Origin of the sequence: Amycolatopsis sp. NBC_00355 (genome assembly GCF_036104975.1) — a bacterium.
In the GTDB taxonomy this organism is placed as follows: domain Bacteria; phylum Actinomycetota; class Actinomycetes; order Mycobacteriales; family Pseudonocardiaceae; genus Amycolatopsis.
The window spans coordinates 7576134-7589130 of sequence record NZ_CP107982.1; the positions used below are offsets into that span (position 1 = coordinate 7576134).

11 protein-coding genes are annotated in these 12997 nt (G+C 71.3%); 6 read left to right on the plus strand and 5 right to left on the minus strand.

Going from position 1 to position 12997, the window contains the following annotated elements:
* Positions 1-47: 47 nt before the first annotated feature.
* From OHS18_RS34845 to OHS18_RS34855, 3 genes are all read right to left on the minus strand, one after another.
* Positions 48-362, minus strand: a complete 315-nt coding sequence (locus tag OHS18_RS34845) for a hypothetical protein (RefSeq protein ID WP_328445368.1) — start codon at positions 360-362, stop codon at positions 48-50.
* Between the two features lie 64 nt (positions 363-426).
* Positions 427-723: a chorismate mutase gene (locus OHS18_RS34850; protein ID WP_328445366.1), complete on the minus strand. Its 297-nt coding sequence runs from the start codon at positions 721-723 to the stop codon at positions 427-429.
* 161 nt (positions 724-884) lie between these two features.
* Positions 885-1310, minus strand: coding sequence for a DUF1707 SHOCT-like domain-containing protein (locus OHS18_RS34855; protein ID WP_328613651.1), 426 nt, complete (start codon positions 1308-1310; stop codon positions 885-887).
* 208 nt (positions 1311-1518) lie between these two features.
* Between OHS18_RS34855 and pcrA the strand changes: the two genes are divergently transcribed.
* Positions 1519-3936, plus strand: a complete 2418-nt coding sequence (pcrA, locus tag OHS18_RS34860) for a DNA helicase PcrA (protein ID WP_328613652.1) — start codon at positions 1519-1521, stop codon at positions 3934-3936.
* A gap of 1370 nt (positions 3937-5306) precedes the next feature.
* Here pcrA and OHS18_RS34865 read toward each other — a convergent pair.
* Both OHS18_RS34865 and OHS18_RS34870 read right to left on the minus strand, forming a co-directional pair.
* Positions 5307-5987, minus strand: coding sequence for a M23 family metallopeptidase (locus OHS18_RS34865; protein ID WP_328445360.1), 681 nt, complete (start codon positions 5985-5987; stop codon positions 5307-5309).
* Between the two features lie 1115 nt (positions 5988-7102).
* On the minus strand, positions 7103-7285 hold the full coding sequence (locus tag OHS18_RS34870; RefSeq protein ID WP_328613653.1) for a hypothetical protein: 183 nt from the start codon (positions 7283-7285) through the stop codon (positions 7103-7105).
* 334 nt (positions 7286-7619) lie between these two features.
* On the opposite strand from OHS18_RS34870, the gene OHS18_RS34875 reads away from it, so the two are divergent.
* The 5 genes from OHS18_RS34875 (at position 7620) to OHS18_RS34895 (ending at position 12964) form a co-directional block, all read left to right on the plus strand.
* Positions 7620-9443, plus strand: a complete 1824-nt coding sequence (locus OHS18_RS34875; RefSeq protein WP_442875301.1) for a hypothetical protein — start codon at positions 7620-7622, stop codon at positions 9441-9443.
* Positions 9440-9784: a hypothetical protein gene (locus OHS18_RS34880; protein WP_328613655.1), complete on the plus strand. Its 345-nt coding sequence runs from the start codon at positions 9440-9442 to the stop codon at positions 9782-9784. The genes OHS18_RS34875 and OHS18_RS34880 overlap by 4 nt, the downstream gene beginning before the upstream one ends.
* Before the next feature lie 119 nt (positions 9785-9903).
* A complete protein-coding gene (sucC, locus tag OHS18_RS34885) occupies positions 9904-11073 on the plus strand; it encodes an ADP-forming succinate--CoA ligase subunit beta (protein WP_284745486.1) in 1170 nt (389 codons plus the stop codon).
* Position 11074: 1 nt separating this feature from the next.
* Positions 11075-11965 (plus strand): succinate--CoA ligase subunit alpha, encoded by an 891-nt coding sequence (gene sucD / locus OHS18_RS34890; protein ID WP_328445351.1) that lies wholly within the window; start codon positions 11075-11077, stop codon positions 11963-11965.
* Between the two features lie 207 nt (positions 11966-12172).
* Positions 12173-12964 carry a DUF5336 domain-containing protein gene (locus tag OHS18_RS34895; RefSeq protein ID WP_328613656.1) on the plus strand — a complete coding sequence of 264 codons (792 nt, stop codon included), beginning with the start codon at positions 12173-12175 and terminating at the stop codon, positions 12962-12964.
* The last annotated feature ends 33 nt before the right edge of the window (positions 12965-12997 follow it).

A 12997-nucleotide genomic window follows, 5' to 3' on the forward strand; every position in this document is an offset into this window, starting at 1 on the left:
ACGCCACGAAATTTCACGCAGCGCGATCACCGCAGCTCAAGGGGAATTCAGCCGCCGGTGCGGTAGCGATCCCGGGTCGACTGCAGCGCCTTCGTGGCCACCGCGCCGCTACCCGCAGCGAGGAGAATGGCGACGATGTCGAGCGTCGTTCCCCCGCTCGTGAGCAGCCAGGCGAACAATGACGCCGCAGTGGTACCGCCGGCAACCGCCCAGCGGCCGCGGACGTACTGCGCGACCGGAGCCCCGCCGGCACGCTTACCCGCCGCATTGTTGAGCAGGGCCAGATAACCCACATGGCCCAGCGCGGCCAGCACGCTCGCGAGAGCGACGATGACGGCGATGAGGTTCACGATCCAGTCCATGGCCCCAGTCTGCCCGTACCGGGGCCACCGGTGCCTCGGGGAAGACCCCGAATTCGGCCAACCGTTACCGGCCGAGCCGCCCGCGGCCCAGGTTCAGCAGCGCCATGGCCAGCTGACGGCCCTCGGGACCCAGCTCGCGGTAGCGCGCGAGGACGTCCATCTCGCGGTTGTAGACGATGCGCGTGCCGCCGGCGGCCATCCGCGCCGCCCCGATCGTCTTGGACACCTCGACCCGGCGTTTCACCAGCCGCAGGATCTCCTTGTCGAGCCAGTCGATCTCCTGCCGGAGCGACGCGATGTCGTCACCGGCGGGGGTGTGCTCGGCGGGCTGGCCGTCGGCGTTCGTCGCTTGTGCGTTCATCGGGACCTCTTCCTTGAAGCCCGGATCCGGCCCCAGGGACGGCGACAGCCCCGGGTCCGTGGACTCCGGGGCTGGCGTGATGGCGGGTTCGGGCACTACGCGATCACGGGAGCCGGAGTCCGGGTCCCGTAAAAAATCGCTCTGCGTGGTGCCGCATGCGCTCAGTATGGCACAGGCGTCCGGGCGCGTTCCCGGGCCGCGCGGACCCCGGCATGAATGAAGAGACTCGCCGCGAGCCAGAACATCGGGAACGCGGGCCAGAAGAACCCGGCGCCCAGCACGGCCCACCGGACGATCGCCACCACCGCGATGGCGACCACCACAGCGAGGTGCAGCCGCAACGCCGGGTGACGGCGAAGCGCCGCCCGGGAAAGGAGAAAACCGGGCCACTGCGGCGCCGGCCGCGGCAGATCGGCGGTGAGCGCGGTCAGTTCGTCGGTGAAGCGCGCGGAATAGACGTGGGTGAGGCGCTCTTCGACCTCTTCGAGGGTGAGCCGGCCTTCGGCGCCGGCGGACTGGACGGTGGTGGCGACGCGCTCGCGATCGGCGTCGGCGGCCCGGATGCGGGCGGGGCGGATGTCTTCCATGCAGCCGATGCTCCGCGCCGCGGGCCGCCGGCGCGTCGGACGCCAGGCGACATCTCCCGCTACGCCTGGCGCGGTAGCCCACCTCATGTTCCGCACACGCAGTCGTGAGTGGTTAGGGCGGTTCTAACCGCCCTAACCACTCACGACCGCGCGGCAGTAGCACCGCTTCCGCCGGGGTCCTGCCCGCCCGGGGTAGCGTGGACAGGCGATGGACACCCTCTTCGATCTCCCCGCCGAGACCCCCGCGCGCAAGCCCGCCTCCGGCGGGCAGGCCGATCTGCTCGACGACCTGAACCCCGCCCAGCGCGAAGCCGTCACCCACGCCGGTGGCCCGCTGCTGGTCGTCGCGGGTGCGGGGTCGGGCAAGACCCGGGTGCTGACCCGCCGGATCGCCTACCTCCTCGGGCAACGCCACGTGCACCCGGGCGAGATCATGGCGATCACCTTCACCAACAAGGCCGCCGCCGAGATGCGCGAGCGTGTCGCCGCGCTCGTCGGGCGCCGCGCGAACGCGATGTGGGTCTCCACGTTCCACTCGATGTGCGTGCGGATCCTGCGCCGCGAAGCCAAGACGCTGGACATGTCGTCGAGCTTCTCCATCTACGACTCGGACGACACCAAGCGGCTCATCACGCTCGTGGCGCGCGACCTCGACATCGACCCGAAGCGTTACGCGGCGCGCACGCTCGCCATCCACATCTCGAACCTGAAGAACGAGCTCGTCGACCCGGACGAGGCGGCGGCCAACGCGGCCAACGACCTCGAACGGCGCGTCGCCGAGGTCTACGTCGAGTACCAGCGGCGGCTGAACCAGGCCAACGCCTTCGACTTCGACGACCTCATCATGCGCACGGTCTCGCTGCTGCAGGCGTTCCCGGCCGTCGCCGAGTACTACCGGCGGCGGTTCCGCCACGTGCTGGTCGACGAGTACCAGGACACGAACCACGCGCAGTACACCCTCGTGCGCGAGCTGGCCGGGACCGCGCCGAACGAGTCGGGCGTCCCCCCGGCCGAGCTGGTCGTCGTCGGTGACGCGGACCAGTCGATCTACGCCTTCCGCGGCGCGACGATCCGGAACATCGAAGAGTTCGAACGGGACTTCCCGAACGCGCACACCATCCTGCTGGAGCAGAACTACCGCTCCACGCAGACGATCCTGTCCGCGGCCAACGCCGTCATCGAGCGGAACCCGAACCGCCGGGCGAAGCGGCTGTGGACCGATTCGGGCGACGGCGAGAAGATCGTCGGCTACGTCTCGGACAACGACCACGACGAAGCCGCGTTCGTCGCGAACGAGATCGACGCGCTGGCGGAGAAGGGCGAAGCCGACTACTCCGACGTCGCCGTCTTCTACCGCACCAACAACCAGTCCCGGGTCTTCGAAGAGATCTTCATCCGGCTCGGCCTGCCGTACAAGGTCGTCGGCGGCGTGCGGTTCTACGAGCGCCGCGAAGTCCGCGACATGATCGCGTACCTGCGCGTGCTGGCGAACCCGGAGGACACGGTCAGCCTGCGGCGCGTGCTGAACGTGCCCAAGCGCGGCATCGGCGACCGCGCCGAAGCCGTCGTGGCGACGCACGCCGAGCGTGAGCGGATCTCGTTCGCGCAGGCGCTGCGGGACGCCGTCGAGGACAAGGTGCCGCTGCTGAACCCGCGCTCGGTCAAGGCGATCGGCGGGTTCGTCGCGATCCTCGACGAACTGGGCACGATGATCGCGGACGGCGCCGAGGTGCACGACGTGCTCGAAGCCGTGATGGACAAGACCGGCTACCGCGTCGAACTCGAGGAGTCGGAAGACCCGCAGGACGCGTCGCGGGTGGAGAACCTGACCGAGCTCGTCACGGTCGCGCGGGAGTTCACCGAGCTGACCGCCGAGATCGTCGCGGACGAGAACGCCGAGCTGATCGTGGACGAAGGTGTCCCGGCGCCGGGTTCGCTGCCCGCGTTCCTCGAGCGCGTCTCGCTGGTCGCGGACGCCGACTCGGTGCCGTCGCCCGACGGCGGCGAAGAAGGCGACGGCGGCGCGGGTGTGGTCACGCTGATGACCGTGCACACCGCGAAGGGCCTGGAATACCCGGTGGTGTTCTGCACCGGCTGGGAAGACGGCGTTTTCCCGCACATGCGTGCTTTGGGCGACCCGACGGAGCTGGCCGAGGAACGGCGGCTCGCGTACGTCGCGATCACGCGCGCCCGCAAGCGGTTGTACGTCTCGCGCGCGATCACGCGGTCGGCGTGGGGCCAGCCGTCGATGAACCCGGCGTCGCGGTTCCTGGACGAGCTGCCGCCGGACCTCGTCGACTGGCGGCGCCTGGAGCCGTCCCACCGCGGTTTCGGTTCGTTCGGCAGCGGTTCCCGCGGCACACCGCGAGCGGCGACCACGTGGGGCAACCGGTCGTCGTCCGCGCCTTCGTCCTCTCCTGGCGTGAGTTCCTTCGGCAAGGGCTGGAAGGACACGGTGGCCCTGAAGCTGGACGTCGGCGACCGCGTCAGCCACGACAAGTACGGCCTGGGCACGGTGGTTTCGTGCGACGGCGTCGGCCCCCGCGCGACGGCGACGATCGACTTCGGCGCGGCCGGCAAGGTCCGGCTGATGCTGATCGGCAGCGTCCCGATGGTGAAGCTCTAGGCCGTCCAACGGCCCTGGTCAGGGCCGCCCCACCCGTTCGAGTGATTCCGGCGGCGATCCCCGCGATCGCCGCCGGAATCGTCGTACCCCACCGGTAGAACTGACCCCGTGATCGAACACGAGTTCGACGAAGGGGGAACGTGGTGTGGACGCGGTGCTGTTTGGTCTGCTGGCCGAAGGGGTACGAAAATACTTGCGAGGAGTCCTGGAGACGACGGTTCCGGATCGGGGTCGGGAGCCATCGGGGGCTTCGGGAAACACCTCGCGTGCGGGAGCGGAGGCGTGCCGGCTGGCCGCCGCCTGGCGAGCGCTGCTCAAGCAGCACGAGCTGGGCGCGGACGGGCACTGTGTCACCTGCGGCCGGGGACGCCGCTGGACGACCAGGGCCCGGAGGGCCGCGCGTGTCCGCTCCGCGAAGACCGAGCCGCCTGAAGGGGCGGAGGTGGCGTGGGGCTGGCTGCCGGTGCGAAGACCGGCGGAGCTGTGCACGGTGTGGCAGGTCGCGGTGGGCTACTTCATCCGCCGTTTACCGGGCGGCCACCGGTAGGTGGTTCCAGGGGCTGAAAAGCCGCTGGGCGGGCGTTGAGGTGCGAGCGGTGGTCCGGACCACCGTGGACGTCTGGCGGCGTTCTGAGGCGCTGCGGAGCTTTTGGTGCTCGGCGGTCAGGCGGGCGAAGAGTCTCGTGGTCGGCAACCGTGTCCCGTGTCGTCCGGCCCGAGCGCAGGTGGTGTCGCACGGACGGTCTGCGGCGGGTTCCGGTCGTGGCCTGTGGTCTGCGGCAGGTCAGGCGCTGGGGGATGTGCTGTCGCATGAAGTGTCGGCGACAGGTGCCGATCATGGCCTGCGGTCGGCGGCAGACCAAGCGTTGCCAGACGTCCTACCTCGCGAATCGGCGGCGCAAGATCGCTTCGGCCTGCGCTCGGCGACGGATCCGGCGTTGTCGGGCGTGCTCCGCTGCGAACTGCCGGCGGCGCACGGTGCCGATTGCGGTCTGCGGCTGGTGACGGATGTTCTGTGCCGTGAACCGGCGGTGGCCGCGCGAGATGTCGGTTGTGACCGGCATTTTACGGCGTCGCCGGATGCGCTGAGCCGTGAGCCGGAAGATTTCGGCCTGCAGTTACCGGGGGATTCGGTGCGACCGAACGTCCTGCGCCGTGCACCGGTGATGGTCACGGGGTGTGCGAGCCGTGGCCTGCCGTCACCGGCGGATCAGACGCTGCTGGATGCGCTGCGCCACGAACCGGCGACGACATCCGCGGCGGGTAGGCGCATACGGTCGTCGGCGTCCGAACGAGCTGGCACCTCGGCCGCGCGGCTGCTGGGCAGCTCTCGCGCGGCCGTCAGGAGCGATGCGAACAGATCAGGCGGTTCAGACGACGATGCCGCGCGCGGCCAGCCAGGGCCGGGGGTCGATCTTCTTCGTGCCGTCCTGCCAGACCTCGAAGTGCAGGTGCGGGCCGGTGCTCTGGCCGCGGTTGCCGATCTCGGCGATCTGCTGGCCGCACTTGACCTTCTGGCCCTCCTTGACGGAGAAGCTGTTCATGTGGCCGTAGACCTGGATCGTGCCGTCGTCGAGCTGGACACGCACCCAGAGGCCGAAGCCGCTGGCCGGGCCGGCGTCGATCACGGTGCCGTCGGAGGCGGCGTAGATCGGGGTGCCGATCGAGTTTGCGATGTCGATGCCGAGGTGGCTCGTGCCCCACCGGGCACCGAAGCCCGAGGTGAAGGTGCCGTGCGCGGGCAGGCAGGTCTTGGGGCGGGAGGCTTCTTCGGCGGCCTTCTTCGCGGCGTCGGCTTCGCGCTGCTCGCGGGCCTGCGTGATCGAGGCGCTGTCGGCGAGCTTCGCGGCTTCGGCGGAAGCGTCGACGGTGTGGCCGGTCGGCAGGAGTTCCGGAGCGCCCCCGGTGCCCGCACCTCCCGCGGTGAACGAAGCGCTGGCGTCCTGGCTGCTGGCCAGGGGCGTGACAGCGGTGTCCGAGTCGGTGACTGTCTTGAGGGTCGAGCCCGCAGCGGCAGCTGCAAACGCACCGGCCGCGACAGCCGCGACCACAACACGGCCGCGAAGGGCCGAGGAGGGCGGGGCGATGCGGTGCGCACCCCGGACACGAACGACCGCACCTTCCAGTGCGTCCTTCAATGCCGGGGAAGGAGCTTGGCCGCCGGGGGAGCGGTGTGAAGCCAAGACAGGGCCTTCCATCGTCGGGGAGCCGGGCCTAGGACCTCGGGCGGGGGAACCCGGTGAGCCAACCTCGGGGGTGGTTTGCTCGGTGTCCTACTTCGTGACCTGACTGTAATGGGGACCGGGGGACAGTAACGAAGGGGCACCGCTGTAGGCAAGATCTGCCCCGTGCGTCGGCCGATCGGGTGGCATCGATCTTGCGTCCACCTGTGGTAATTACGCAAAGTTAGAGGGGGTTTACGGCGTTCGGTGTGACTTGGCTTACAAGGTCACCGGTTGGTTGGAGGCCGCCGACGCGTCCGGCGGCCGGAGCACGCCGGAATAAGGATTCGCGGACCGGCGTTCAACGCCGCTCGACGACTGGAGCCCCGGCGGCCCGTCCGGATCGGCCCGGACTTGCTAGGTTCGCGGGCAATGCCCCCACGCTCAGAGCCCCCTGCCGGGAGCGCCCCCGCCTCCCCGGGCACCCCGCAAGACCCCGCCCCCGCGGCGCCCCGTCCCACGGCCAAGAGGACGCGCCCCAAAGCGAGCCCGAACCCCCGGACGGCCGACACCGGCCCGCCCCCGAAGCCGTCGGCGACCAGTCCTGCACCGGAACCTCCGACGGTGGGCTTCCCTGCCGCGCAGGCCTCGGCACCAGACTCCGCGGACTCACCCGCACTCGGTTTCTCGTCCGCGAGCGGATCCCCGCGGCCGGCCAGCCGCGGGCAGGCCGTGCAGCAGGACTCCGCCGCGTCGGGCCCGGTCTCCGCGGACGCATCCGCGCTCGGCCAACCGGCCGCGAGCAGATCCGCGCAGCCGGCCGGTCGTGGAGAGGCCGTGCCGCGGGCTTCCACCGCGCAGGCCTCGGCACCGGACTCGGCGGACACACCCGCGCTCGGCCAGCCGGCCGCGAGCGGATCCGCGCGGCAGCCCGGCCGTGGAGAGGCGGTGCAGCAGGCTTCCGCCGCGTCGGCTCCGGGTTCCGCGGACGCATCTGCGCTCGGTCAGCCGGCCGCGAGCGGCTCCGCGCAGCCGGCCTCCGCCGCGTCGGCCCCGGTCTCCGCGGACGTTTCCGCGCTCGGTTTCTCGGCCGCGAGCGGGTCCGCGCGATCGGCCGGTCGCGGGCAGGCTTCCGCCGCGTCGGCCCCGGGTTCCGCGGACGCATCCGCGCTCGGTTTCTCGGCCACGAGCGGACCCGCGCAGCCGGCCTCCGCCGCGCCGGCCCCGGTCTCTGCGGACGCATCCGCGCTCGGTCAGCCGGCCGCGAGCGGATCCGCGCAGCCGGCCAGCCGCAGGCAGGCCGTGCAGCAGGCCTCCGTCGCATCGACCCCGGACTCCGCGGAGACACCCGCGCTGGGTTTCGCTGCCACGCGGGAATCCGCCGAGCCGGCCGATCGTGCCCGGGAAACGGCGCCGAGTTCCGCTGATCCCCCAGCACCCAAGCGATCCCAGACGGAGCCCACCGCGCGTAGCGGCGAAGCCGCAAAGCCACGAAAGCCCGCAGCAAAGCCGACATCCACAGTGGCCACCGCCTCACGAACCCCCGCCACCAAGAGACCCGGCAAACCAGCCGAGCCGCCCGTCGAACCTCCGCTCGACCCTTGGGCCGACGACCTCCGCCCCACCCCGCAGCTCGCCGTCGCGCTCGTGCTGGTCGCTCTCGGTGCGGTCGCTCTCACCGCCGCGGCCTTCGTGGCCGTCTCGCCGGCCGCCGGGCCCGGGTTCACCAGCTGGCCCTGGCTGGCCGTCTTCGCGCTCGGGCCCGTCGCCGCCGCCCTCGCGACGAGGCGGAAGCCCGGGCTGGCCGCCGGGATCGTCGTCGGGCTGGCCGCGCTCGCTCCTGGGCGGCTGGTGCTCGACCTGCAGTTCGCCGTCAACGGGCCGCTCACCATCCGGCCCGAGCTCTACCTGCCCGACCGGTTCGTGAGCGGCTCGGCCGTGGGGGCCGGGTTCTGGCTGCTCGTCGCCGGTGACGTCCTCACCGGCGTCGCCGGGGTGCTCGCCTGGCGGGCCGTCCGGGCGCCGGACGAAGAACCCGAACGGCGCCGGTGGCGGCTGCTCGTTCCGCTGCTCGCCGTCACCGCTTCCGTCGGGCTGCTGACCGCGCCGGTGTTGTCGGACAACGGTTTCCTGCTCGCCCGCTCCGCGTTCGAAGGGCCGTGGCCCGCTCTCGGCGGTTACCTCCTGCTCGCCGCCGCGCTGCCGTTTGCCGGGGTGCTGGCGCTTGCCGCTCCGTCCGAACGCGTGGCCCGTGGGGCCCTCGGCGGGCTCGCCGCCGCCGCGTTCGGCGTCGCCGGGCCGCCGGTGGTGGCCGGCCTCGTCCGGGACGACCTGCACGTCACCTGGGGGCCGGTCCTGGTCCTCGTCGCGATGGCGGCCGTCGCCGGGCTCGCGGGTACCCGGCTGACCGAAACCTCGCGGGACGACGCGGAGAACCTGGCCGGCGGGGCGAAACTGCCCGGCCTCTTCTGGTGGCGGCTGACGACCGGCCTGCTCGGCCTGGCCACCGCGCTCGCCGCGGTGATCGGCACCCTCGCGCCGCAGGTCGCCGTGACCGCGCTGAACCCGGCCGCCGCGACGCCGGTCAGCGCGGCCGCCGAAAGCCCGGCCCGGTGGTTCCTGCTCACGGCCGCGATCGTGGTCGCGGTCCTGAGCCTCGGCGTGCTGACACCCAAGACGGCACCGGCCGCGCGGGCGGTGCTCGGGCTCGCCTGGGCGGGGATCGTCCTGGCCGGCACCGCCGTGCTGAACACCGCGCTCACCGCCACCCAGGCCGGCAACCTCGCCGGGTTCGGCGGGGCCGACCTGAACGGCGCTTCCGGCGCCAAGCCCGCCTTCACCTACGACCTCGGGGCCGGTGCCGCGTGGACGTTCGCCGCGCTCGTGCTCGCCGTCCTGGCCGCGCTCGCCGCCGTCGGGACCGGGGTCGTCGAACGGGAGGACGCCGGTGACGCCGGCCAGGCCGACGGCGGTGTCCTCACGCCGGTCGTGGCCGGAGCCGTGCTGGCCGTCGCGGCGTTCGGGCTGCCCGTCTTCAGCGTGCCGGGTTACGTCGCGCCCGGGCTCTGGTCGGACTTCGACACGCCTTCGTGGGGGCTGCTGACGGCGGCCGTGGTGGTCGTCGGCGCGGCCGTTCTCGCCCTGCGGTCGCGGCCGGAACCGGCGTCCGCGCTGCTGGTCGGGGCGGCTCTGCTCGTCCTGCTCCACGCCACGGAGCTGCCGCTCGTCGGCGGTTCGCTCGGGGGCGCGAGCCCGGCGACCGGGTTCTGGGTCGCGCTCGCCGCGGCCGTCGCGCTGCTGATCGCGGCGGCCATGTCGGCCGCCGGTGGCCGGCGGGAGGCGTGAGCCGGGCGATGCCGCGGGTGCTCCTCGTCGAGCTCGGCGGGCCCGACCCGCGCGCCGTCGCGCTGGGCCGCGTGCTGCGCGACGACGGCATGGAGGTCGTCCACGCCGGGCCCCTGGACACGGCCGAACAGGTCCTCCGCATCGTCGAGCAGGAGGACCCGGACGCCGTGGGCGTGCTCGGCGGCGAGCTGCGGACGGGCCTGAAAGATGTTCGCGTCTTCCGCCTCGGGGAGACGGCGGACCCGGCGAACGGCGTCTTCGAAACCCCCGAAGAAGCTGTGGAATGGTTGCGCGGTGGGCGGTCTCACACCTCGGGAACACCGTCTGACCGCGTACGGTGACCGACTTCACCAGGTGCGGAGTCCCCGCCGTTCACGCAGGTCGCTAACCTCGACTGGTCCGACAGCGCGGTCCGGTAGTGCGGACCACCACAGTGGCGTGTCGTCAGGAGACTGGAGTAGTGGACCTCTACGAGTACCAGGCGAGGGATCTCTTCGCCGCCCACGGAGTACCGGTTCTGCCGGGCTCGGTGGCTAGCACCCCCGAAGAAGCCAAGGCCGCCGCGGAGCAGATCGGTAACCAGGTCGTCGTCAAGGCGCAGGTGAAGGTCGGCGGCCGCGGGAAGGCGGGCGGCGTCAAGCTGGCCCAGACGCCGGACGAGGCGAAGGAGAAGGCGGAAGCCATTCTCGGCCTCGACATCAAGGGCCACATCACGCGTCGCGTGCTCGTGGCCGAAGCCTCGGACATCTCGTCCGAGTACTACTTCTCCTTCCTGCTGGACCGGTCCAACCGGACCTTCCTGGCGATGGCGTCCTCCGAGGGCGGCATGGAGATCGAGCAGCTCGCGGTCGAGCGCCCCGAGGCGCTCGCCAAGATCCCGGTCGACTCGATCACCGGTGTCGACAAGGCGAAGGCGCTCGAGATCCTGAAGGCCGGCAACTTCCCGGCCGACATCATCGACGAGGCGGCCGACGTCGTCGTGAAGCTCTGGGAGACCTTCGTCTCCGAGGACGCCACGCTGGTCGAGGTCAACCCGCTGGTCCGGGACCCGCAGGACAAGATCATCGCCCTCGACGGCAAGGTCACCCTCGACGAGAACGCGGACTTCCGTCAGCCGGGCCACGAGGCCCTGGTCGACAAGGACGCGGAGAACCCGCTCGAGGCCAAGGCCAAGGCCAAGAACCTGAACTACGTCAAGCTCGACGGTCAGGTCGGCATCATCGGCAACGGCGCGGGCCTCGTCATGTCCACTTTGGACGTCGTGGCGTACGCGGGCGAGAAGCACGGCGGCGTGAAGCCGGCGAACTTCCTCGACATCGGCGGCGGCGCGTCGGCCGAGGTCATGGCGGCCGGGCTGGACGTCATCCTCAACGACACCGACGTGAAGAGCGTCTTCGTCAACGTCTTCGGCGGCATCACCGCCTGCGACGCGGTGGCGACCGGCATCGTCGAGGCCCTGAAGATCCTGGGCGACGAGGCCAGCAAGCCGCTGGTCGTCCGGCTGGACGGCAACAACGTCGTCGAGGGTCGCAAGATCCTGGCCGACGCGAACCACCCGCTGGTCACCGTGGTGGACACAATGGACAACGCGGCCGACAAGGCTGCCGAGCTCGCCGCGGCAGGTGCGTGAGATGTCGATCTTCCTGAACGAGAACAGCAAGGTCATCGTGCAGGGGCTCACCGGCTCCGAGGGCATGAAGCACGCGACCAAGATGCTGAAGTCCGGCACGAACATCGTGGGTGGCGTCAACGCCCGCAAGGCCGGCCAGACCGTCACCATCGAGGGCAAGGACCTCAAGGTCTTCGGCACGGTCGAAGAGGCCATCAAGGAGACCGGCGCCGACGTGTCGGTCATCTTCGTGCCGCCGAAGTTCGCCAAGGACGCGGTCCTCGAGGCGATCGACGCCGAGATCCCGCTGGCCGTCGTCATCACCGAGGGCATCCCGGTGCACGACTCGGCCTACTTCTGGGCGCACGCGGTCGCGAAGGGCGGCACGACCCGGATCATCGGGCCGAACTGCCCCGGCGTGATCAGCCCCGGCAAGTCGAACGCCGGCATCATCCCGGCCGACATCTCCGGCCCGGGCCAGATCGGCCTCGTGTCGAAGTCCGGCACGCTGACCTACCAGATGATGTACGAGCTGCGGGACATCGGCTTCTCCACCGCGGTCGGCATCGGCGGTGACCCGATCATCGGCACCACGCACATCGACGCCCTCGAGGCGTTCGAGGCGGACCCCGACACCAAGGTCATCGTGATGATCGGCGAGATCGGTGGCGACGCCGAAGAGCGCGCCGCGGCCTACATCAAGGACCACGTGACGAAGCCGGTCGTCGGTTACGTCGCGGGCTTCACCGCGCCCGAGGGCAAGACGATGGGCCACGCGGGCGCCATCGTCTCCGGTTCCTCCGGCACGGCCGCCGCCAAGAAGGAGGCCCTCGAGGCCGCCGGCGTCAAGGTCGGGAAGACCCCGAGCGAGACCGCCGTCCTGGCGCGTGAGCTGTACAACAACCTCGGCTGATTCCGAGGAGTAACTCCTGGTGAGGCCGGGCACCCTCCGGGTGTCCGGCCTTTCCTGGTTTCCGGACGAAACCTCCCGAGGTATTCACGCGTCTGATGGGCTGGTGGCCTGCGAGTGCGCTAGCGTTCTGCGCACACAAGCCGCCTCGTCTTTCCCGGGCGCCCTCGTGCCCCGGAGTGCCGGTCGAACCGACAGGAGTGCATCCCGATGACCTTCCCCAGCGGTGGGCCTGGCTACCCCCAGCAGGGTGGCGGCCAGCAGCCCCCCGGACCCCCGCCTCCCGGCGGCTTCCAGCAGCAGCAGCAGCAACACCAGCCGCCGCACTCGCACCAGGCGGCGTCGGGCCTCTCCGGCCTCCCGCAGAACCTGCCGCTGCTGCTCGCGCTCGTCGTCGCGGTCCTCGGCCTCGTCCAGTACTTCCTGGGCTTCTCCGACAACGCCGACCTCGGGCTCGGCACGACGTTCCTGCTGGCCGGCGGCCTGCTCGCCGGGATGCACGCCCTGCCGAGGGGGCCGCGGACCCTGCCGTTCGCCGCGTTGTTCAGCGTTCTCGGCACCCTCGAGGTCCTGGACACGCTGGTCTCGCTGCAGAACACGCCGGGCCTCGTCATCGTCGTGCTGATCCTGGCGATCCTGCAGATGCTCGGCGCGGTCGGCGCGCTGCTCATCGAGTACGACGTCGTCAAGCCGCCGGCACCGAAGCCCGCCGCGCCCTCCTACGGCGGCCAGTACGGCCAGCCGGGCGGGCAGCAGCAGTTCGGCCAGGGCGGACCGCAGGGCGGGCCCCAGTACGGCCAGCAGCAGCCGGGCCCGGTCTCTTCGACGGGTGAGCCGTCGGCGCCGTTCCCGCAGCCGGGCCAGTACGGCTCGCCGAACCCGCCGTCCACCACACCGCCGCCGCAGGCCACGACGTACGCCCCGATGCAGGGCCAGTTCTTCCAGCAGCCGCCGTCGGACAACCCGGGCACACCGCCGGGGGGATTCGGCAAGTCGAGCTGACGCGAACCGCTCGAAAACACCCGCTGTGACGCT